The 23041-nt window shown below is 38.8% G+C and carries 22 protein-coding genes, 5 tRNA genes and 1 pseudogene; 20 read left to right on the top strand and 8 right to left on the bottom strand.

Annotation, left to right across the window (positions count from 1 at the left end; translation table 11 throughout):
* The first annotated feature begins 120 nt into the window (after positions 1-120).
* Positions 121-2490: a GH116 family glycosyl hydrolase gene (locus QME45_08990; protein ID MDI6618792.1), complete on the top strand. Its 2370-nt coding sequence runs from the start codon at positions 121-123 to the stop codon at positions 2488-2490.
* An 86-nt stretch (positions 2491-2576) separates the two neighbouring features.
* Here the strand turns inward: QME45_08990 and QME45_08985 are convergent, their stop codons facing one another.
* Complete coding sequence (locus QME45_08985; GenBank protein MDI6618791.1) at positions 2577-2819, bottom strand: alpha/beta-type small acid-soluble spore protein; 243 nt, start codon at positions 2817-2819, stop codon at positions 2577-2579.
* Between the two features lie 445 nt (positions 2820-3264).
* On the opposite strand from QME45_08985, the gene QME45_08980 reads away from it, so the two are divergent.
* The 3 genes from QME45_08980 to QME45_08970 all read left to right on the top strand — a co-directional run bounded on the left by QME45_08980 (position 3265) and on the right by QME45_08970 (position 6062).
* The gene (locus tag QME45_08980; protein ID MDI6618790.1) at positions 3265-4035 is read left to right on the top strand and encodes a polysaccharide deacetylase family protein; all 771 of its coding nucleotides are present in this window, start codon (positions 3265-3267) and stop codon (positions 4033-4035) included.
* 143 nt (positions 4036-4178) lie between these two features.
* The gene (locus tag QME45_08975; protein ID MDI6618789.1) at positions 4179-5336 is read left to right on the top strand and encodes a Mur ligase family protein; all 1158 of its coding nucleotides are present in this window, start codon (positions 4179-4181) and stop codon (positions 5334-5336) included.
* A 96-nt stretch (positions 5337-5432) separates the two neighbouring features.
* Positions 5433-6062, top strand: coding sequence for a single-stranded DNA-binding protein (locus tag QME45_08970; GenBank protein ID MDI6618788.1), 630 nt, complete (start codon positions 5433-5435; stop codon positions 6060-6062).
* A gap of 21 nt (positions 6063-6083) precedes the next feature.
* Here QME45_08970 and dapD read toward each other — a convergent pair whose 3' ends face one another.
* The 5 genes from dapD to QME45_08945 form a co-directional block, all read right to left on the bottom strand.
* Positions 6084-6815: a 2,3,4,5-tetrahydropyridine-2,6-dicarboxylate N-acetyltransferase gene (gene dapD / locus QME45_08965; protein ID MDI6618787.1), complete on the bottom strand. Its 732-nt coding sequence runs from the start codon at positions 6813-6815 to the stop codon at positions 6084-6086.
* A gap of 39 nt (positions 6816-6854) precedes the next feature.
* The gene (locus QME45_08960; GenBank protein MDI6618786.1) at positions 6855-8021 is read right to left on the bottom strand and encodes an aminotransferase class I/II-fold pyridoxal phosphate-dependent enzyme; all 1167 of its coding nucleotides are present in this window, start codon (positions 8019-8021) and stop codon (positions 6855-6857) included.
* A 110-nt stretch (positions 8022-8131) separates the two neighbouring features.
* Positions 8132-8893 carry a 4-hydroxy-tetrahydrodipicolinate reductase gene (gene dapB, locus QME45_08955; protein ID MDI6618785.1) on the bottom strand — a complete coding sequence of 254 codons (762 nt, stop codon included), beginning with the start codon at positions 8891-8893 and terminating at the stop codon, positions 8132-8134.
* 4 nt (positions 8894-8897) lie between these two features.
* Positions 8898-9785 carry a 4-hydroxy-tetrahydrodipicolinate synthase gene (gene dapA / locus QME45_08950; protein ID MDI6618784.1) on the bottom strand — a complete coding sequence of 296 codons (888 nt, stop codon included), beginning with the start codon at positions 9783-9785 and terminating at the stop codon, positions 8898-8900.
* Between the two features lie 22 nt (positions 9786-9807).
* On the bottom strand, positions 9808-10794 hold the full coding sequence (locus tag QME45_08945; GenBank protein ID MDI6618783.1) for an aspartate-semialdehyde dehydrogenase: 987 nt from the start codon (positions 10792-10794) through the stop codon (positions 9808-9810).
* Positions 10795-11564: 770 nt separating this feature from the next.
* On the opposite strand from QME45_08945, the gene QME45_08940 reads away from it, so the two are divergent.
* From QME45_08940 to QME45_08865, 16 genes are all read left to right on the top strand, one after another.
* The gene (locus QME45_08940; GenBank protein ID MDI6618782.1) at positions 11565-13265 is read left to right on the top strand and encodes a peptide ABC transporter substrate-binding protein; all 1701 of its coding nucleotides are present in this window, start codon (positions 11565-11567) and stop codon (positions 13263-13265) included.
* A 70-nt stretch (positions 13266-13335) separates the two neighbouring features.
* The gene (locus QME45_08935; GenBank protein MDI6618781.1) at positions 13336-14283 is read left to right on the top strand and encodes an ABC transporter permease; all 948 of its coding nucleotides are present in this window, start codon (positions 13336-13338) and stop codon (positions 14281-14283) included.
* 12 nt (positions 14284-14295) lie between these two features.
* Positions 14296-15213, top strand: a complete 918-nt coding sequence (locus tag QME45_08930) for an ABC transporter permease (GenBank protein ID MDI6618780.1) — start codon at positions 14296-14298, stop codon at positions 15211-15213.
* Between the two features lie 13 nt (positions 15214-15226).
* Positions 15227-16255, top strand: a complete 1029-nt coding sequence (locus QME45_08925) for an ABC transporter ATP-binding protein (protein ID MDI6618779.1) — start codon at positions 15227-15229, stop codon at positions 16253-16255.
* A complete protein-coding gene (locus QME45_08920; GenBank protein MDI6618778.1) occupies positions 16245-17198 on the top strand; it encodes an ATP-binding cassette domain-containing protein in 954 nt (317 codons plus the stop codon). The genes QME45_08925 and QME45_08920 overlap by 11 nt, the downstream gene beginning before the upstream one ends.
* A gap of 170 nt (positions 17199-17368) precedes the next feature.
* A complete protein-coding gene (locus QME45_08915; protein ID MDI6618777.1) occupies positions 17369-17656 on the top strand; it encodes a small, acid-soluble spore protein, alpha/beta type in 288 nt (95 codons plus the stop codon).
* Between the two features lie 110 nt (positions 17657-17766).
* Positions 17767-18111 (top strand): hypothetical protein, encoded by a 345-nt coding sequence (locus QME45_08910; GenBank protein MDI6618776.1) that lies wholly within the window; start codon positions 17767-17769, stop codon positions 18109-18111.
* 40 nt (positions 18112-18151) lie between these two features.
* Positions 18152-18895, top strand: a complete 744-nt coding sequence (locus tag QME45_08905; protein ID MDI6618775.1) for an NAD-dependent protein deacylase — start codon at positions 18152-18154, stop codon at positions 18893-18895.
* Complete coding sequence (locus QME45_08900) at positions 18895-19641, top strand: class I SAM-dependent methyltransferase (GenBank protein MDI6618774.1); 747 nt, start codon at positions 18895-18897, stop codon at positions 19639-19641. Before QME45_08905 ends, QME45_08900 begins: the two co-directional genes overlap by 1 nt.
* Positions 19642-20044: 403 nt before the next feature.
* Positions 20045-20257: a cold-shock protein gene (locus QME45_08895; protein MDI6618773.1), complete on the top strand. Its 213-nt coding sequence runs from the start codon at positions 20045-20047 to the stop codon at positions 20255-20257.
* Between the two features lie 181 nt (positions 20258-20438).
* Positions 20439-20514, top strand: a tRNA-Val gene (locus QME45_08890).
* Between the two features lie 5 nt (positions 20515-20519).
* Positions 20520-20596, top strand: a tRNA-Asp gene (locus QME45_08885).
* Between the two features lie 3 nt (positions 20597-20599).
* Positions 20600-20675, top strand: a tRNA-Phe gene (locus tag QME45_08880).
* 6 nt (positions 20676-20681) lie between these two features.
* Positions 20682-20757: transfer RNA gene (locus QME45_08875), tRNA-Gly, on the top strand.
* A 6-nt stretch (positions 20758-20763) separates the two neighbouring features.
* A tRNA-Cys gene (locus QME45_08870) sits at positions 20764-20837 on the top strand.
* Positions 20838-21143: 306 nt separating this feature from the next.
* On the top strand, positions 21144-22238 hold the full coding sequence (locus QME45_08865) for an alpha/beta hydrolase (GenBank protein ID MDI6618772.1): 1095 nt from the start codon (positions 21144-21146) through the stop codon (positions 22236-22238).
* A 115-nt stretch (positions 22239-22353) separates the two neighbouring features.
* Here the strand turns inward: QME45_08865 and QME45_08860 are convergent.
* Both QME45_08860 and QME45_08855 read right to left on the bottom strand, forming a co-directional pair.
* Positions 22354-22581 (bottom strand): annotated as a pseudogene (locus QME45_08860) (IS982 family transposase).
* 72 nt (positions 22582-22653) lie between these two features.
* A partial coding sequence (locus QME45_08855) for an ATP-binding protein (GenBank protein MDI6618771.1) occupies positions 22654-23041 on the bottom strand: 388 nt, incomplete at its 5' end.

Below are 23041 nucleotides of genomic sequence, written 5' to 3'. Positions count from 1 at the left end.
AAAATATTCTCCATATACATTATAACAAACATAGTATAAAAAAAAAGTATATAAAAGGGGTATATATATTCTTCAAATATAAAATATGTACCCGCCTATAAAGGAGGAGTTGAATGCAATATGAAAAAATATGAAGGCGATTCACTTGAGAATATATCTTATCCTTTAGGAGGTATAGGCGCCGGTATGATTTGCATATGCGGAAACGGCAGTTTAAGCAGCATATCGGTACGCAACCGTCCAAATATTAATTTTGAGCCTAATATTTTCAGCGTCCTTACGGTAAAGGATGAAAACAATAAAAGATCAAAGGTTATCGAGGCGCCGGTGGCAAAACATAAAATTTTTTCATGCGGAAATGATTCGGGCCTTGGCTTATCCGGAAAAGATTACGGACTGCCCAGATTCATCAAGGGCGAGTTTGCTTCGCACTTCCCTTTTGCCAGCATAACGCTCGGCGACGATGTTATGCCTGTCAGCGTGGAAATAACGGCATGGAGTCCCTTTATTCCTAATGGCGAGGACCGATCAAGCTATCCGTTTGCGGCTCTTGAATATAATTTTAAAAATATAGGCGGTGCGGATATTGAAGCCGTCTATTATTTTAATTCTGTAAATTTCATGAAAATCGACGGCGACAGCAGGGTAAGAGCGATAAAAGGCGGTTTTGTGCTTGAACAGTCGGCTTCAGAAAAAGCTCCGTACAATAAAGGGGCATTCTGCGCCTGCATAAATGACGAGGATACATATGTTGATACGGCATGGTTTCGCGGCGGATGGTTTGACACTATGACGATGCTCTGGAATGGGATAAGCGCCGGCCAATATCAAAATAAAGAATACCCGGATTCGGAAAGGGGCACCGAACCGGGAGGCACGATAGCAGTTCCATTTAAATTGAAAAGCGGCGAAAACAAGAAAATAAAATTAAAACTTTCATGGTTTGTGCCCGATTCCGATTTGAATATCGGCGATGATTCCGTAAAAGAAACTTATAAGCCGTGGTATACATCGGTGTTCTCGAATATCAACGAATGCAACGATGCATGGTGTAAAAATTATAATATTTTATACCGGGATACAAGAAAATTTACAAATTACTTTTATGACACCACATTGCCCGATGAAATTATCGAAGCGGTTGCAGCAAATCTGTCGATATTGAAATCTCCGACAATATTAAGGCAGGCAGACGGCCGGCTATGGGGATGGGAAGGCTGCTGCGATACCAAAGGTTCCTGCCACGGCTCATGTACTCATGTATGGAATTACGCGCAGACCATATGCAATTTATTCCCCAGGCTTGAGCGAGGTCTCAGGCAAACCGAATTCTATGATATGCAGGATGATTTGACCGGACATCAGGAGTTCAGGGCATATCTTCCTATTAGGAAGGCAAAGCACACATTTAGAGCTGCAAGCGACGGGCAGCTCGGCGGAATTATCAAAGTTTATCGCGACTGGCGCATATGCGGAGATAATTTATGGCTGAAAACCATATGGCCGAGGGTATGCAAAAGCTTGAATTATTGCATAAAGACCTGGGATCCGGATCGCAACGGAGTATTGACCGAACCTCATCATAATACATATGACATCGAATTCTGGGGAGTTGACGCGATGTGTTCGTCGTTTTATCTGGGAGCGTTGAAGGCTGCCTGCAAAATGGCACAGGCACTCGGCGAGAAATATGATTTATACAGCGAGCTTTATAAAAAAGGCAGATCATATGTTGAAAACAATTTATACAACGGCGAATATTTCTATCAGAAGGTAATGTATAGGAATTTGCACACCAAATTTTCATATGAAGGAGCAAATACTGAAAATAAAGCATTGCTTGAAAGAGAGGGTCCGAAATATCAGTATGCAACAGGCTGCCTGTCGGATAGTGTAGTCGGCGTCTGGCTGTCTGAAATAAGCGGCCTTGACGATATTATCGACGACGATAAATTAAGGTCAGATTTATTGAGCATATATAAGTATAATTATAAAGAAAATCTGTCATCTCACGCCAATCCACAACGTCCGGGATACGCCCTCGGCAACGAAGCCGGATTGCTTCTCTGTACATGGCCCAAAGGCGGCAAGCCTTCTCTCCCATTCGTATACAGCGACGAGGTTTGGACGGGAATCGAATACCAGGTTGCATCCCATCTTTTGATCAAGGGCTATACAAAAGAGGCCCTTGATATAGTCAGAAGTTGCCGCAGAAGGTATGACGGCACCGTACGCAATCCCTTCGATGAATATGAGTGTGGGAACTGGTATGCGCGCGCCATGGCATCATATTCGCTGATATTTGGCTTTACCGGCGTAAGATACGATAATATCGAAAAAACGCTGTATGTAAGAACAAATAACAGCAATAGTTATAAAAGCTTTATTTCAACTGAGACAGGCTATGGAACTGTGGAGGTGGACGGAGACAACGTATCCGTTGATGTTGCCAGCGGCTTTATTGATATTGAGAAAACAATAGTCGAATAAAAAACATGCCGTACCATTTTTTGTACGGCATGTTTTTTACCCGCCAACTAAAATTGGCCTGGATTCAGGCCAATTTTAGTTGAATATTATATTTTATCGAGCTGCTTGCCGCCTAAAAGCTCTTTCTCTGCAAGAGCTATCATCCTTTTTACCATTATGCCCCCGACTTTGCCGCAGTCCTTTGAAGTTATGTTTCCCCAGTAATCTTCTGAACCCTGATGTACTGGTATAGATAATTCTGTAGCTATTTCATATTTTATATTATCAAGAGTGTGATGCACATCCGGCACCAACTGTGTCCTTCCTGAAGAATTTTGACCTAATGCCATAAACTCTCCTCCTTTTATACATTGTAGTATTTAATAATAATCTTAGGTTTATTATTAATTTATCCCATTTTATAAAAAATATGATAGTTATATTATGTCTATTATGTATAAATAATATCATATTAGCATATACATATATTTTATCTATATTTTACAAGTTTTACTTTTGCCTGCCAGTCAGAAAAAATAAGCGGGAATATCCCGCTTTGTCTTTTGTATATGTGGTTTTATCTTTTGTACCTGTTACATTATTTATTTTTGCCATAATCACTCATTGTATACATTTGACGAAATAAAATAAAAAAGGTTTTTCCGCATCATATTAATACCGGATATAGCGCATGGTTTTGCTCATGTTAAAATAGCAATTCCGGTTTGAAGCGCGTTATAAATTGGCCCATGAAGTAGTATAAATATATAAGTATAAATTATTGGAGGGTTTGCTTTGAATATTATTGTAATCAGAAAAAGGACAATAATAAGCGTGGCTATTGTATTTGCAATAATTTGCATTTCCTTAATATATCAGGTCAATCTGAAAACAGGCGTATTCAGTTATTTTGTAAACAATGATAGTGAGATGCCCATATATTCAGTGGATATAAAAGAAAAAAGAGTCGCATTGACATTTGATGTGGGTTGGGGCGATCAGTATATAAACGAAATATTGAACGTACTGGAAGGGCATAATACCAAGGCAACGTTTTTTGTACTTGGCACGTGGGCCCAAAGATACCCTGATGCAGTTAGAGCGATTAATGAGAGCGGGAATGAGATTGGAAACCATTCAACAACCCATATAAAGATGACAAAGATACCTTCGGAAAAAATAAAAAATGAAATTAAAAACGCCGAAGAATGCTTGATGAAGATAACGGGCAAAAGAACGAACCTCCTTAGAGTGCCGTATGGTGAATATAATAATGAAGTTATTTCAACAGCAAAGGAAATGCATTATACTATAGTACAATGGAATATAGACTCATTGGACACAGAAGGGGAAAATGCGCAGGATGTCACGGACAGGGTGATCTCGAAAGCAAATAACGGTTCAATCATACTTTTTCATACCAATTCGAAGGTTACTGTTAACGCTCTGCCTGAAATCATAAATAGCTTGAGCAAGGATGGATATAAATTTATTAAAGTTTCCGACCTTTTGTATAAAGAAAATTACTATGTAGACAATACGGGAATGCAAAAACTATTAAAGTAACTCCTGATATAGCTGTTAAGAATAAAAATAAGCATACTGTACACTATAAACTATATAAAAGATGCTGAGTATATTATTTATACAAATGCTCAGCTCATTTACCATAATATAACAGCTATAATGATTTTAAGGAGTGTTAATATATGCTTTCATCTTTGGGAAATGAAGTTTTAACTATAGGAGTTTTCGGCTCAAACGGGAAAACTTCGACAATTAACATGTTATTTGGCATATTTAACCGTTCAGGGTTGCATGTATCAATCATAAACAATGAAAATAGTGTAGTAAATGATAAAAACTTGCCGAAAATTGAATTAAATAAAATATTAAAAAAACATCCCATTAATGATATCATAATAGTTGAAATGGATGAAGATTTCTTAAAATACAGATATCAGAGCATTAGATTTGATATTTTGACTCATTGTAGTATATCTGATGGTACTTATGAAAGCAGCCCTGAAGGTATAAATAGGATAAACTCGATAATAAACTCGGCAAATAAAACAAAAACTGTTATTTTAAATACAGATGATAAGCATTGGAAGAATATTATTATCAATTTGGAAAATACCTATCTTTATACTTATGGACTCGGGAATAAGGCAACTGTTACGGCTTCGAGTGTTGAATACGGCAGGGAGATTGACTTTTGTTACTGTATACAACGCTCCATAATGCAGTATAGCGGTGATATAATTGAGCCCATGGAAATTCCTATCACTTTAAAATCGGCAGGACAGTATAATGTTTATAACGGGCTTGCTGCAATTACGACGGCCTTGATTCTTGGTATATCTATGAACCTGGTGAAGACGGGAATTAATTTTTCTTCACTTGATAAAACAGGTTTTAAAATATTATATGAACATGGATATATGATTATCGATAACATATGCGATAATATATTGAGCTTTGAAAGCGGCTTTGAATCAATCCCAAATTTACCTTATGATAATATTTATTTGATTTTTGATTTAGATGCTAAAAATTCTTTTGAAATAAATAAAGATATACTTGAATCGATCGGAACATGGACTCTGATACTGAAAATTAAAAATATATTTCTTCTTGCAGATGCCGACCATATGAAATATGCTGATATTTTGCATAATTCGATAGGAAATCATGATGCTGAAATAAAGATTCTGGGAGAAGATTTGTCGCCCGTAAATCATATAATCAATTCTTTGGGAGAAAAAGACATACTGCTGATTTTCTGCAGCCGCAAATATAATTTTTTAAGACAAAAAATAGTTGATATACTTGACGGAAAAATATTGGGGAATTTAACAAAGTAAAAAATATAATCAAAAAATCTTCATAAAAAACAAGATATACGAATAAGTATATCATAGATTTATTAAAAATGTAGAAATACGAAGGGAGAGAGGGGAATGGCCGATAATGTAATAACCTCAAATAAAATATATGTAGAAGGTAAAATTGCATCTAAGCCAGAATTTAGTCATGAAATGTATGGGGAGGGGTTTTATAATTTCACTATTGAGGTTCCACGATTAAGTGAAGCGGCCGATATACTTCCTGTGACGATTTCAGAAAGGCTTATTGAAAGCTCGAGTGTAGATGTAGGTAAAAATGTAATAGTGGAAGGACAATTGAGGTCGTATAACAAATATGCCGATGGGGGCAACCGGTTAATACTCACGATTTTTGCAAGGGACATAAGTTTTACCGATGAAAAGACTAAAAATCCAAATCAGATTTTTTTGGACGGGTATATTTGTAAAAAACCTGTATACAGGACGACTCCATTTGGAAGAGAAATAACCGATATGCTTATAGCTGTAAACAGGCCTTATAACAAATCCGATTACATACCGGCGATAGCATGGGGCAGAAATGCCAGATTCTCTGAAAAGTTAAATGTTGGTGATCACATAAGAATATGGGGAAGGGTACAGAGCAGGGAATATCAGAAAAAAATTTCAGATAACGAAGTCCTGACAAAAACAGCCTATGAGGTTTCCATTTCAAAAATGGAAAAAGTTGAAGAAGAGGAATAAAAGGCAGTAAAAATCTGCCTTTTATTTTCTCAAATCATCCATTGATTTTGTTTTGTCCTTTGTTTTGGCATCGACGGATTTTATAACTTTGGCAGGTACTCCTGCAACTACCGTATAAGGTTTTACATCCTTGGTTACGACAGCGCCTGCCGCAACAACAGCTCCCTGCCCTATGTGTATGCCCTCGAGCACAACTGCATTGGCACCTATTAAGACATCGTCATCAATGGTTACCGGCGTACTGCTCGGGGGCTCCAGTACTCCGGCTATCACTGCGCCAGCTCCTAAATGTACATTTTTACCTATCTTTCCTCTGGCACCTACGACCGCATTCATATCAACCATTGTCCCAGCGCCTACTTCAGCGCCTATATTGATTACGGCGCCCATCATGATTACAGCATTTTTACCTATCTTTACTTTGTCCCTTATTATCGCACCGGGTTCTATTCGGGCGTCTAAATTCTTTATATCCAAAAGGGGTATTGCAGAATTCCGCCTGTCGCTGTCTATTATATATTTTTTTATTTTATCCTTATGTTCATTTAAAAATAACTGCAATTCATTGAGCTCGCCAAAAAGTATCCAGAAAGCGCCATTTCCGAAAGCCGTAATATTCTTAAAGTCGCAATTCCCTATGGTGCCGTCGACGTACACCTTGACGGGGGTAGCTTTTTTCGCATCCTTTATATATCTCGCTATGTCATAAGGGTTTGTAAAATCATATTTTTTATTTTCCAATTCTTTATCCAATGTATATCTCCTTTCGTCTTTGAATCAGCAAAAATGTCCTCACTCTAATTTTTCTATAAACTCTTCCAGACGGTCGAGGCCTTCTTCAAGCACATCCATCGAGTAAGCATAGGATATCCTTATATAGCCTTCCCCGTAAATGCCAAATGCGGAACCTGGAACAACCGCCAGCTTATTTTCATAAAGAAGTCTCCGGCAGAACTCTTCCGATGGCATGTTGTATTTTTTTATCTCAGGGAAGATATAGAAGGCGCCATCGGGGTTAAAACACAGCAGGCCCATAGCCCTTAACCGATTGTAACAATATTGCCTTCTTCTGTCATATTCGCTGACCATAAGGGATATATATTTATCCCCGTTTTTTAACGCTTCGATGCCGGCAGCCTGGCTTATGGATGGTGCGCATGTTACGTCATACTGGTGAACCTTTACTATCTGCTCCATGATACGGGATGGGGCGGCTACATATCCAAGCCTCCAGCCAGTCATGGAATAAGCTTTGGAAAACCCGTTTATCACCGCGGATCTTTCTTTCATTCCGTTTATGGAGGCAATGGATACATGCTTTTTTCCATAGGTCAATTCGCTGTAAATTTCATCGGATATCACAAAAAGATCGTATTTTTTTGCTATGTCCGCTATTCCCGACAGATCATCCATATCCATAGTGGCACCGGTTGGATTTGAAGGGTAAGAAAGTATAAGGGCCTTTGTTTTACGTGTAATATACTTTTCCAGTATATCTGCCTTAAGCTTGAACGAATCGTCAAAATACAGGGGCACATATACTGGAATTCCTCCCGCCAGTGTTACGCAGGCGCCGTATGCCACATATCCTGGTGAAGGGATGAGCACTTCATCGTTATCGTCAACAATAGTCCTGATGACGGCATCTATCGCTTCACCGGAACCTACCGTAACGGTTATCTCTTTTTCATAGTCATAGCATATATTATAATGGCTTTTCAAATATTTGCCAAGTTCCTGCCGCAGGTCTTCTCTTCCCTGATTATGGGTATATTTTGTATAATTGTTTCTGATGGCATTTATACCTGCGCTTTTTATGCTTTCAGGCGTATTGAAGTCAGGCTGCCCGATCGTCAAGGATATGGCTCCGGGCACCTCCGATACCAAATTAAAAAATTTTCTTATAGGCGACAATTGTATAGATTGAACTTTTTTATTTATAAATCTATTTGAATTCATTTCACACACCTTGCTCAAATAACATAATTCTATTTATACTGATTTCATATCACGAATCGAATTAAAGCATAGTGATGATTTTACCTGAACAGGGTACCATATAATGGCTTTTACCTGTTATTTATCACATCATCCATGCTGTAGAGCCCTGTTTTCTTATTGTACAAATATTTTGCGGCTTTTATAGCTCCTATGCCAAATACATCTCTTGATATGGCTGAATGTTTTATTTCTATGACCTCTCCCATGCCTGCGAATAAAACCGAATGCTCCCCTATGATATTTCCTCCGCGTATGGCATGTATTCCTATTTCATGTTTGGCCCTTTTTTGTGTTTTTGAATGCCTCCCAAAAACATATTCCATAGGAGACGATATGGATTTGGTTATAGCATCGGCGATGGCCAGGGCGGTGCCGCTTGGAGAATCTGCCTTCTGGTTGTGATGCATTTCAATTATTTCTATATCGAAGCTATCCTGGAGAGCGGAGGCGGCAGTCTTTACCAGATTCATCAAAAGGTTTATTCCGAGGGACATATTCGCAGATGTCAATATGGCGGTTTTTTCAGATGCATCTGCAATATGTTCTTTATCCCTGGCTGTCTGCCCCGTCGTGCAGATAACCACCGGCTTTTTTTTATCGACTGCATACGAAAGGAGGAGAGGCAGAGCTTTTATATTTGAAAAATCGATTATTACATCAGCATCTTCCTTTACATCAGTCAATGCATGGTAAACAGGATAATTATTCTTTATTTTATCCGGGCAGATATCTGCTCCCGCAGTTATTTTAATTTCGGAATCTTCATTTGAAAGCTTTGTTATTACCTGTCCCATCCTGCCGTTGCAGCCGTTTAAAAGAATATTGATCATTCTATCACTCCTGTGTTTTTATGCCATAGGCATTCATCTTGTCTTTTAGCACTTCAAGGTTTTTCTGCGACATATTAACCAATGGAAGCCGTAGCTTGCCTACATTCATACCCATGAGATTCATGGCCTCTTTGACAGGGATAGGATTTGTTTCAATAAATAATGCCTTGATTAGCGGGAACATATCAAGCTGCAATTTCAGCGCTCCCTTTAAGTCGCCTTCAAAGAATTTTGCAGTCATCTTATGGGTATCGCCTGGAAGTATGTTTGCCAAAACGGATATCACGCCTTTGCCCCCTAATGAAAGTATGGGGATTATCTGGTCGTCGTTTCCGGAATATATGTCGAGCTTATCGCGGCAGAGCCCGGCTATGGCTGCAATCTGGGATATATTGCCGCTGGCCTCTTTGACTCCCGAGATGTTTGGGACATTGGAAAGCTCATATAATGTTTCAGGTAAAATATTGAGCCCGGTACGCGATGGCACATTGTATATTATTATAGGCTTTTTAACTTCTTTAGCAATTGCTTTGAAATGCTCGATACACCCTTTTTGAGTAGTCTTGTTATAATAAGGCGTTATTACAAGCAAACCGTCTGCTCCGGCTTCATCGGCCCATTTGCTCATCTCTATGGCAGATGCCGTATTATTCGAGCCCGTGCCTGCTATAACGGGTATCCTTTTGTTTATAACCTCGATTGTAAATTTTATAGTATCTTTGCGCTCTTTCAATGTCATCGTCGAAGCTTCTCCGGTCGTACCGCAGATGATGATGGCGTCGGTGCCTTCTTTGACATGCCATTCAAGAAGTTCCTCGAGTTTTTTAAAATCCACTCCATCCTGAGTAAATGGTGTTATAAGCGCAACACCTGATCCTGTAAATAAACTCAATTTAAACCATCCTTTCTTTTTATTATTTTATCAATAATTGTGCGATCTGCACAGCATTTGTCGCAGCTCCCTTTCTGACATTGTCTGCAACAACCCACATGTTAATTCCGTATTCTATGCTTTCATCCCTTCTTATCCTTCCGACGAAGACTTCATCCTTATCTGCGCAGTATACCGGCATAGGATAGCAGCTCTTTGAAGGGTCGTCTATAACAACCAGTCCCTTCGAATTCGAAAGAAGTTTTCTTAAATCGCCTATATCGAAATCATTTTTAAATTCCACATTTATAGATTCAGAGTGGCAATAAAATACGGGGACTCTGACAGTCGTCGCCGTTATCCTGAGCGAACTATCATGGAGTATTTTCCTCGTTTCATTTACCATTTTTATTTCTTCCTTGGTATAACCGTTTGGAAGGAATGAATCTATATGCGGCAGGCAATTGCCGGCAATAGGATATGGAAATTTCTTTGGAGGTTCATTTTTGTATCCGTTAAGAAGGTCCATGTAGCCTCCCATACCTGCTCCCGATACGGATTGGTATGTAGAATAAACTATCCTTTTGATCTTATATTTGTCGTTGAGCGGTTTAAGCGCAACAACAGCCTGTATAGTCGAACAATTTGGGTTCGCTATGATGCCCTTGTTCCATTTTACATCCTCGGGATTTACCTCCGGTACTACAAGAGGAACCGAGTCGTCCATTCTCCATGCACTGCTGTTATCCACGACTACCGTACCCGCCCTTGCGGCAATCGGTGCAAATTTTAAACTTGTGGAAGCGCCTGCGGAAAACAGCGCTATATCTATGCTCCTGTCAAAAGATGTTTCAGTCAGTTCTTCAACTTTATATTCAGCCCCACCATATTTTAAAATGGTGCCGGCGGATTTACTTGATGCAAATAAATATAAATTATTGATAGGGAAGTCCCTTTCGTGAAGTACCTGCAGCATTTTTCTGCCGACCATACCTGTAGCTCCCACAACTGCGACATTGTATTTTTTCATTTAAAAACCTCCTTGTACAGGCACATATTTTATATTTGAGGAATTCAAATAGTCTGAATATGACCTGCTTATATTTTTATTATTTCTTTTAATTATTATATCAATATTTTATCGAATTGTATCAACTTTTATGGCCTGATTGGCGTATTATCATTCGAAGAATATAAAATATGCCCTATAGCCTGCCTTTATTTGTAATTTGAAATTCGTAATATATAAAACTGCTAATACTGTGATTTTTAAAACGACGCAATGAGTACCATAAAATTTGGGAAATCGAAGCAGTTTAATACCGTTTTTATCTGCCTCAGGCGTACAAATGTATTTATAGTCGGTAAAATTATGCATTATCGTCCGTCAGATATTTTAAATTATGAATAAATGTCATCAATATGTTGTAAAATGAATTTGAAGATAGCATCCGATATTGATAGAAGCGGTGTATGCAATTTCTGAATATTAGTTATAATTTTATTATTGCGGATTTTAATTTACCATTTGACACATGAATTGTGGTGTGATAATATAATCATAATATAAATGGAAACGACATAAAATATACAAAAATATGAATAAACTATAAAAAATATTCATGTCTTAGAAGCAAATTATATGTGCCGCCAGATTTGATTCTATAATTGAATTGCATTATGGCATATATAAAATTTAATTATATTTTATAACTATATTATATAAATTATATAACAATTTTAAACAGGAATAATAAGTATTGTTACTTATTATATATATTTTTATAAGGGGGAAATTATATGAGAAAGAAAAATGTACTGGCATTATTGCTTGTACTGGTCATGGCTGCGTCAGTTGCTCTGACAGGCTGCAACAAGCCTAAAACTCCGTCTGGCGACCAAGGCAGCGCAAAACTCGATGCCGACCAGCATCTGAACGTACCGCTTGTTACTGAAATAAAGACATTGGATTCATCAAAAACTACTGATGTCTATTCTGCAACGGTACAGCTTAACACACAGGAAGGATTGATAAGGGTTACAAATGACGGGGAGAAAGATATAATAGAAAAAGCAGGTGCCGAGAGCTGGGATGTTTCACCTGACGGGCTTACATGGACATTCCATTTGAGGGATTACAAATGGTCCGATAATAAACCTGTAACCGCAGGCGATTATGAGTATGCATGGAAGAGGCTGCTTGACCCGGCTACAAAAGCAGGTTATTCATATCTGATCACCGATAAGATAGTCGGCGCCGCTGATTTTAATGCCGGAAAGGGCAGTGCAGATGCGGTAGGAATAAAGGCAACAGATGATAAGACACTTGAAGTTAAGCTTGTGAAACCTGTTGCTTATTTCGACAAGATGTTAGGAATGCAGGGGCTGCTTCCACTCAGGAAGGATATAGTAGAAGCCGGAGGCGAAACTTATGGCCAGGATCCTTCAAAGCTTGTTTATTGCGGACCGTATACGGTTTCAGAGTGGACAAAAGGAACTAGAGTAGTTTTGAAGAAGAATCCTCAATACTGGGATGCTTCCAAGGTAAAACTTGAAACAGTCAATTTGCCTATCATCCAGGACAGAAATGCCAGGATGAAATCATTCGATACAAAAGAATTGGATGCTGCAGGCGCTACTGGTGAATATAAAGACCAATACAAGAAGCTTGCGGATGAGAAAAAGCTTCAGTATCAATACGGTTTCACACCTGCAACAAGTTATATATTCTTTAATACAAAGGATAAAGAAAATTTGTTTACAAACAGGGATGTAAGGATGGCGTTCTCCCTTGCATGGGATAAAGATACATTCGTAAAAAATGTTGAAAAAGCCGGCGCTCCTGCATACGGATGGGTGCCGAACAGATTGCTTATAGGTAATGATGAATACAGGACAAAGGTTCCTGAAGAATTGAAGGATATAAAGGATGATCCGAAGCAGCTTTTGACAAAGGGCCTGCAGGCTCTCGGAAAAGATACCGATCCGTCAAAGATCACTGTGACATTCTTAAGTTCAGGAACTACACAGCTGGATAAAGATACATTTGATTACCTGGCAGACCAGTGGAAGAAAAATCTTGGAATAAAAGAAGTCAAACAGGATGCAGTTACAGACTTTGCTCAATTCCAGCAGAGAGTCGATAATGAACAGTTCCAGATTTCAGCGATGGGATGGATAGGCGACTATAACGATCCTATGACGTTCCTTGATATGTGGACATCTGCAAATGCTGCTCCTGGCGGAACGAATTCTTCTAAATACGAAAACAAGGATTATGATGCTTTGATAGATCAGGTATCAAAAGAACAGGACAATGCCAAGAGGCTTGATATATTCAAACAGTGCGAACAGAAATTATTGATCGATGATGCGGTGATTTCACCGATGTACTATCAAGATAGTAATTTCTTCTCCTATCCTTATGTTAAAGACCTTCAGTTGCCGCTGTTTGGGCCGATTTACAACCTTAAGACGGCTTACACTCAGGGAAGGCAATAGAATTGATGTTAGGTAATAACAGGGTGTTATAAGCACCCTGTTATTACTGTATTTTTAAGGGGGTCAATATATGTTTAAGTATTTACTAAAAAGGATAGGTTACCTGATTGTTACAATGTGGGTGGTTATTACCATAACATTTTTTCTTATGAATACACTGCCTGGAAACCCGATCGAAGTATCTTTCAGGAAATTGCCGCCCCAGATAAAGAAAAACATTATGGCTCAGTACGGATTAGACAAGCCAATCCACATAAGATATGTAAAATATTTAAAACAGATTTTAAAGGGAGACCTCGGAGAATCAGTGGATACGCCGGGCCTTAGAGCCAATGACGCGATCAAGGAAAGATTCCCCGCATCTGCAAGGCTGGGGCTTCAATCCGTATTTGTAGGCCTTGTCATAGGGCTTATATTCGGAATACTCGCTGCATTCAAAAGGAATACATGGGTGGATTACTTTGTTATATTTATCGCTATTATAGGCGTATCAGTACCTAATTTTGTAATCGCGGCTTTGATGCAGTATTTCCTCGGGGGAATTTTCCCGACGATGGGATGGTATTCAAAAGGTACTTCTTGGTTTGCAGGATTAAAATATACAATACTTCCAACTATTGCCCTCAGCTTTGTGAGCATAGCGACATATGCAAGATATATGAGGACATCTGTGCTCGATGTGATAAATCAGGATTATATACTGACTGCAAAGTCGAAGGGTGTTCCAAGAATAGGAATCATATGGAAGCATATTATAAGGAACGCCATACTCCCGATAGTTACAATACTTGGACCTCAGATAGCGAGTATCATAACGGGGACATTCGTTATCGAAATGATGTTTTCGATACCGGGATTGGGCCAGTATTATGTGAATAGCATAACAAACAGGGATTATATGATTATTATGGCGACGACTATATTTTTTGCATTTTTATATATTGTTTCACTGCTTGTTGTGGACATTCTATATATATTTATAGATCCAAGAATAAGAATAACAGGCGGAAAGAGGTAGGTGGGCTTATCAATGACTGATATAGACAGGGATAAATTTAAGATAATAGGCTGTGAAAATGCCGATGCGGATATTATCGTAAGGCCGAATATAACATTCTGGCAGGATGCATGGAGAAGGCTGAAGAAAAACAAAGTCGCCACGTTTTCTATGTATTTGCTTTTATTGATAATACTTCTTTGTATTATAGGCCCGCACTTGACAAAGTATTCTTATAGAGCTCAGAATATGCAAATACCTAATAGGATGCCTTTTGGGGATCACTGGTTCGGGACGGACAACCTTGGAAGGGATATGTTCGCAAGGACTTGGATGGCCGGAAGAGTATCCATCACGATCGGCATTGTCGGAACTCTCATCGAAATACTGGTAGGTAGTATGTATGGAGGCATTTCTGGATATTTTGGCGGATTAGTCGATGATATAATGATGAGGATCGTCGAAATAATAGTAAGCATTCCTTACATGATAGTGGTTATTTTAGTTTCCCTTGTTCTTGGAAGGGGAATGGGTGCGCTTATAATAGCACTGTGCATAACCGGGTGGACAGGGATTGCCCGTATAATAAGAGGGCAGATAATGCAGCTTAAGGAATCCGAATACGTCCTCGCGGCGCAGGCTTTGGGAGCGAATCCAATGAGGATCATTATGAAGCATCTGATACCCAATACGATTGGACTTATAATCGTGTATGTATCGTTCGATATTCCATCTTTTATTTTCGGTGAGGCATTTTTAAGCTTTATAGGCCTTGGCATCCAGTCTCCGAAAACGAGTTGGGGCGCTATGGCTTCTTCAGGGCAGGCAAATTTCAGATTTTATCCTTATCAGCTTTTAATTCCTTCTTTAGCAATCAGCTTGACAATGCTTTCATTTAATTTACTTGGTGACGGACTCAGGGATGCATTGGATCCAAGGCTTCGTCAGTAGGGGGGGATGGAAAATGGATAATTTGCTTGAAGTTAAAAATTTAAGAGTTTCTTATCATACGTATGCCGGAGAAGTCCAATCCGTAAGAGGAATATCCTTTACGCTGCAGAAAGGCGAGTCCCTTGCGATTGTCGGAGAGTCCGGATGTGGGAAAACTGTAACGTCAAAATCTATAATGGGCCTTATACAGGTGCCTCCCGGTGAGATAAAGGAAGGGAGCAACATTATTTTTAATGGCAAGAATATTCTTAAATTTACGGAAAAAGAATGGCAGCAGTTCAGAGGATACGAGGCGAGTATGATATTTCAGGATCCGATGACGTCGTTGAACCCTACCATGCGCGTGGGCAACCAGATAGCTGAAAGTCTTATAATACACAATGGAATGTCGAGAAGGGAAGCACTTAAAGAGGCTGTAAAGATGCTGAAACTTGTTGATATTCCAAATGCCGAGAGCCGTGCAAGGGAATATCCACACCAGTTTTCAGGTGGAATGAGGCAGAGGGCGATGATCGCCATAGCTCTCGCATGCAATCCAAAGTTGTTGATCGCTGATGAACCTACGACAGCGTTGGATGTCACGATTCAGGCGCAGATAATCGACTTGATGAAGGGACTTCAGAAAAAGCTCGGTACTGCCATAATACTGATAACTCATGATTTAGGTGTCGTAGCGGATATCGCTAAAAATGTGCTTGTAATGTATGCAGGCCAAATCGTGGAAAGAGGCACTATCGATGATATTTTTTACAATCCCCAGCATCCATATACATGGGCTTTGTTGAAATCTGTTCCAAGGTTGGATTCCGTAAAAAAGGAAGATTTGGTTGCAATACACGGAACACCTCCGGATCTTTTGGCGCCTCCTAAAGGATGTCCGTTTGCATCCAGGTGTAATTATTGTATGCCTATTTGCAAGGAGATACCTCCGGATGTTACAGAAATAAGCGATACGCATAATACCCAATGCTGGCTTCATCATCCATATGCACCCAAAGTTGACATTCCTGTGGGAAGAGGAGGTGTATTAGATGGAAAATAAACTTGTAGAAGTTAAGCATTTGAAGAAATATTTTCAGGTTGGTAAAAATTCCATCTTGAAGGCTGTAGATGATGTTTCGTTTGTCATAAAAAAGGGTGAAACATTAGGGCTTGTGGGAGAGTCCGGATGCGGAAAAACTACTACCGGAAGGACTGTTATAGGTATGTATTCCGCAACAGGCGGTGAAGTGTTATATGATGGAATGGATGTCCACAAGCTTGATAGAAAACAGAAAGTTGATTTTACAAAGAAAGCACAGATTATATTCCAGGATCCGTATGCTTCTTTGAATCCGAGGATGACTGTCGGCGATATTATAGGCGAGGGTATAGACATCCATAATCTTTATACCGGAAAAGCTAGAACCGAGAGAATAAATGAGCTCTTGAATTTGGTCGGATTAAACAAAGAGCATGCAAATAGGTTTCCACATGAATTTTCGGGAGGCCAGAGGCAGAGGATAGGGATTGCAAGGGCATTCGCTGTTGAGCCGGAATTTATAGTATGCGATGAACCTATTTCGGCGCTGGATGTTTCGATACAGGCCCAGATAGTAAATCTGCTCATTAATTTGCAGAAAAATATGGGACTTACCTATTTGTTTATCGCCCATGACCTTTCTATGGTAAAGCATATAAGCGACAGGGTAGCCGTTATGTATCTGGGAACAATGGTTGAACTTGCATCCAGCGCAGAGCTGTACAAGAACCCTTTGCATCCATACACAAAGGCATTGTTGTCTGCCATACCTATTCCTGATCCCGATATCGAAAGAAAAAGGCAAAGGATAGTGCTTGAAGGAGACGTGCCAAGTCCGATAAATCCTGCTCCTGGCTGCAGGTTTAGAGGAAGATGCAAGTATGCAAAGAAAATATGCAGCGAAGTGATGCCTGAGTTCAGGGAAATTGGCAAAGACCACTTTGTCGCCTGCCATATTGTATAGATTAATGATGCCATGTATTATTCAAGATCAGGTTAATGTAGCCGGATACGATAATACATGGTATTATTTTTATAAATATGGGTGTGGATACTCTTAATTCCAGTCATGAGTGATTAAATTTGAATAAGAATACGATTTTGCAATATACTACTTTTAAGGGGGGAGGATAAATGCGATATTATGACTTCTTGGATCCTTCGATAGTAAAGAAGACACCCTTTAAAAAGGTTATAAAAGCGAAATTGGACTCTCATAAAAAACTAACAGATGAAGAGGCCGAGAGGGAGAAAATAAAATATGAGATAGCAAAGGAACTCGGCCTGTCGGAAAAAATTGAAAAATTCGGATGGAGCGGATTGACATCCGGTGAGACAGGAAGAATCGGCGGTATAATGACGCGAAGAAATAAAGAAAGAAGAGAAGAATGCTTTAAAAGCGGCAAAAGACCTACATGGTAATGTGGGTCTTTTACCGTAATGGAATAATTGGTATAATAATATTAAATAAAGGCTTTGCTGATGGAATATATTTTGCACAAGGCCTATAAAAAAAGCAGGATGAAAGGCATATGAAAATATTAGAGTATATAGTGACATGCATAAAGGATGTTTTAAAATCCATAATGGTCGGAATAATTGTAACAATGATATTTGGAGTAATTTCGCTGATTGCAAGCTTGCTTATAAGAAAAAATATTTTAGTGGTTTTATATTCGGTTTATATTTTTTTCGGCTCCGCTATTATGGCTATCGCGGGGATTTCATTCTTGTTTCCGGATACGCAAAGGCCCTTTGAGCATAAAGAGGAGTGGGAGAGATACTTTAAAAAGATCAATTTCGGATTGGTACTCTTGATTGCAGGAGTCACGGTGCTTGTCTTTGGTGTGATTGCATATAATGGATATTATTATTAAACATATAGGCAAAATGGCAATAATTTTAGGAGATGATATTGTGTCCGATATAATCTACGATAAGATAGCAAAAATGATTATGTCCAGCAAGAAGACAATGGTTTTAACGGGAGCGGGTTTATCCACCGAAAGCGGCATACCTGATTTTAGAAGCCCGGGGACAGGCTTGTGGGAAAAGATAGATCCTATGGAGGCGTTATCCACCGATGTGCTTTATGGAAACCCCGAAAAGTTTTATAAAGTGGGCTTTAAAATCCTTACGGGTATGAAGGGAGCAAAGCCAAATGACGCCCATAGAATACTCGCAAAAATGGAGGAAGAGGGCTTTATCGACGGCGTCATTACCCAGAATATCGATAATCTCCACTATGAAGCTGGTTCCAAAAATATAATGGAGGTTCATGGGCATATAAGAACGGGCCATTGTGTCAAATGCAATAAAACATATCCGTTCAGCGTAATGGAGGAGAAAGTCAACAGCGGCGAAATACCGCCGTTATGCACATGCGGTTCTATGATAAGGCCGGATGTAATATTATTCGGCGACAGCCTGCCTGAATGCTTTAATAAGGCATGGAGATTATGCCAGCAAAGCGATCTTCTGATCGTCGTAGGCTCCAGCCTGCAGGTTGGACCTGTAAATTACCTTCCAAGCCTTGTGAAGAGGCTTATAATCATCAATATAGGGGAGACAATGTATGACAGAAGGGCGGATATATTATGCAGGCAAAAAGCTTCAACAGCTCTAAAAGAAATATACAGCAGGCTCAAGAAGGAGCAGTGATGTATGACGCAGGCCGCTATACATCGTTTGCATATTATTATGATTTATTGATGAAAGATGTCGATTATAATAAATGGTGTGATTATGTTTTAAGATCTATCGAAGGATTAAAGATAGACCATACAGATATCCTGGAAATGGCCTGCGGCACCGGCGCCATGTCTGTCTTGCTTTCAAAAAAAGGCTATGATGTTACGGCTTTCGATATATCGGAGGATATGCTTGCAGTTGCAAGCAATAAAGCTTTAGACAGCGGCGCAAAAGTCAATTTTCTCCATCAGGATATGAGGGATATAAAAATACATGACAGATTTGGTACAATACTTTGCCTATGTGACAGCATGAATTATATTACTGATGATAATGATCTGAGAAAAATATTCAAATGGGTTTTTGACCATTTAAAAGAAAATGGAGCATTTATTTTTGATATCAATTCTTCTTATAAATTGAAAAATATCATCGGAAACAATATATTTACATATAATGAAGATGACATAGTATATATATGGGAGAATACTTTAAATGATAAATGTGTCGAGTTTTCATTGACCTTTTTTGTGAAGGAAAATAAATTGTATAGAAGGTTTGACGAATTTCATATAGAAAGGATTTATGAAGAGGAAGAGATAAGAGCGTTATTAAAGGATGCCGGATTTAAGTATATTAAGTCATATGATGGCATCAGCTTTAATGATGTTTTGCCAAGGTCCGAAAGAATAACTTTTTTACTGAAAAAGTTATAGTTATTCATCAGATTCGTAACTTGAATCTGATGAATGAGTGCTCAAAATAACCTAAGCTCAAATTACGAATTGAAGTTATAAATATTGTTTTAAATAAAATATAGGATTTAGTTAAATAATATATAGGAACAGTTTAAAACATCACAAGCACGTATTATAAATTGAAAAAGTTTAAAAATGAATAATTGACACAATAAATATACTGTGCTAAACTGTATTGAGTAAAAGTTATATTATTTGAATTAATGAAAGGAAGGCGAATAACCGGTTTTCTTGTCATAACATTTAAATGGTTTGCTATGCTTGCCAATATAGAGGTTAATTAGTGCGAGCATTGGCATAACAGGCTAATGTGGGGGTGCAGGTTAGTCGACTGCATAAAAAAAAGAACCGGGTGTCTTAAATGGAAAAAGGTAAAGTAAAATGGTTTAATGCTGAGAAGGGGTATGGATTTATACAAAGAGAAGATGGAAAAGATGTATTTGTCCATTATTCAGCTATAACAATGGATGGTTTCAAAACCCTTGAAGAGGGAGCAGATGTAGAATTCGATATAGTCGAAGGTGAAAAGGGCCCTCAGGCAGCAAATGTAAAGATTGTTCCAAAAGCTGAATAGATAAGCCAGTAAATCCCGGAAAATTTCCGGGATTTATTTTTGCTGTGCGTTACGCATGCAGAATGTACTGAGTCAATATCGTAAACTTATGGTTCGGTGGATCAAAGGCAAAAAAGGTGTTGACACAAATTAATAAATATTATATACTAAATCATGTCGCCGGGAAAAAAGAGCGACATGGGGGAGCATAGCTCAGCTGGGAGAGCACCTGCCTTACAAGCAGGGGGTCACAGGTTCGAGCCCTGTTGTTCCCACCATATGTGGCCAAGTAGCTCAGCTGGTTAGAGTGTCGGCCTGTCACGCCGAAGGTCGAGGGTTCGATCCCCTTCTTGGTCGCCAGTTGGCCAGATAGCTCAGTCGGTAGAGCAGAGGACTGAAAATCCTCGTGTCGATGGTTCGATTCCGTCTCTGGCCACCAGTCTATGCGGGAGTGGCTCAGTTGGTAGAGCGTCACCTTGCCATGGTGAACGTCGCGGGTTCGAGTCCCGTCTTCCGCTCCAGAATATGGCGACATAGCCAAGTGGTAAGGCAGAGGTCTGCAAAACCTTTAACCCCAGTCCGAATCTGGGTGTCGCCTCCATACTGAAAAGCCTCGAAGCGTTTATCGCTTTGGGGCTTTTTACTTATGCTTTAATAAATTTTATCGAATATATGAAATTATTAAATTGAAAAGTAACTAATTAAAAGTAATATTTAAAATAGTAATTTAATATTTAAAATATAATATAGGTTTTTGATAATTGCGGTGACAATAACAATGATGTGCTTGATGCTTAGATAAGAATCAGGTTTGATTTATTATGGTTAACTATTAATTATGTATGCTAAACAATGATTTAATTCACTGTTTAATACAATATTAATTTTAACAAGGAGATGGCTTAACATGTTGCAAGAAATGGTAGATTCCCTTCAGTTGCCAAAACTATTAAAATTTAACGACGGTTCACTTGTTACATCTGCGGAAGATTGGCAAAAAAGACGTAAGGAAATACTTGATATATTATGTGAAGAAGAATATGGATTGCGTCCACCCAAGCCTTTTAAAGTAACGGCTATGCTGAACAGCATAAATGAAATTGCTTACGCCGGTAAAATAATAGAACAGCATCTGATACTGTCTGCTGATATGGGAAATAAAATATTTTCGTTTCCGGTCAATATTTTTGTCCCTAAGTTTGTAAAAAAGCCTATGATGATTGTATATATTGCTTTTCGTCCAGATTTACCAGATAGATATTTACCGATTGAAGAAATCACAGATGAAGGATTTGCAATTGCTACATTCTGTTATAATGATGTAGCCGCAGATCGAGAAGATCACTTTATTGGAGGACTTGCAGGCTTATTAAAGAAAAAAGGTGATCGTACATCTAATGATACTGGAAAATTAATGATGTGGGCATGGGCTGCTTCCCGTGTTGTTGATTATCTTGAGACAAGAAACGATATAGACCAAAAGAATATAGCTGTAATGGGACACTCACGTCTCGGCAAAACTGCTTTAATTGCCGCAGCTTATGATGAGCGCTTTGCGTTCTCATTTTCAAATGATTCTGGCTGTTCTGGTGATGCCATCACAAGAGAGAAAGAAGGAGAACGGGTAGAACAAATTACTAATAGTTTCCCATTCTGGTTCTGCCCAAAATATAAGAAATACGCAAGACATGAAGATATAATGCCATTTGATCAACATTTTCTTTTAGCAGCGATAGCACCCCGTTTTGTTAGTGGAGGAGCAGCTGTAGAGGACATATGGGCTGATCCGAATAAGCAGTATTTATCTTATGTAGCGGCAGACGAAGTATATAAATTACTTGGAAAAGAAGGTTTTGTGCATCCTGATAGATTACCTCAGGTGGGTGATATATTTAATGATGGAACCATTGGATTCCATATGCGTTATGGTAAACATTTCCATAGCCGTTATGACTGGCAACGTTATATGGAATTTATGAAAAAGCATAGAATAGGTAAGTAATAAAATAATATGTTAACTTAATCTATTGTGCTACCTGACAAATTACTGGTAAAAGGAATATTATACCAATATCTATGGATATAGTTTCCCTGATAAGAGTAATTGTATGGATTAATTATCCAAAGATTAATTCTTTGATCCTTGATACATTAATATCTCGGCCTATAAGCTTATTGATGTAATAACAAAGGTTGTAGGCCAACAGCTTGGTTTTTATCCTTGTTACAAGGCCCCAATATGATTTTGCCATCACTTTTTCTATATTGAGTTGCTGTGTAAGTTGTGAAGCTGAAGTCTCAATCCGGCGCCTTATCTTGAATATAAGTTGCCTTATGGCTTTAGGGTGTTTTTTGCAATAGCAAATTCCTCACTTTTGCAAAGGTTTTTCCCCAGGCACTGGTGGGGAATTCTTATGTCAACTTGATTGCTTTAGCAGAGAATTTTGCAGACGATAACTTGGCCTGTCAAAGACCAGTAAATAACTATGATGTACAAGGCGATCAATTATGGCTGCAGTCATCTGCTCATCATAGAAGATTCCTACCCAACGGCTGAACTCCAGATTGGTGGTAATAATTACACTCCTTTGCTCATAACAGTCAGATATAACTTGAAACAAAAGCTGTGCCCCCTCACGCTCAAGAGGGACATATCCCCATTCATCGCATATTAGCAAATCAACTTCACTTAACTTTTTTAGAAACTTTGAAAGTTCGCCTCCTTTTCTTGCTTCACTAAGCCTGTTTACCAGTGCAGCAGTCCTGAAGAATTTTACCTTAAGCCCTCTCCTGCAGGCTTCCACC

This window comes from Clostridiales bacterium, assembly GCA_030016385.1.
Classification (GTDB): Bacteria; Bacillota; Clostridia; order Clostridiales; family Oxobacteraceae; genus JASEJN01.
Note: the sequence above shows the minus strand (reverse complement) of the source record. Positions and strands in the feature narration are given on the sequence as shown.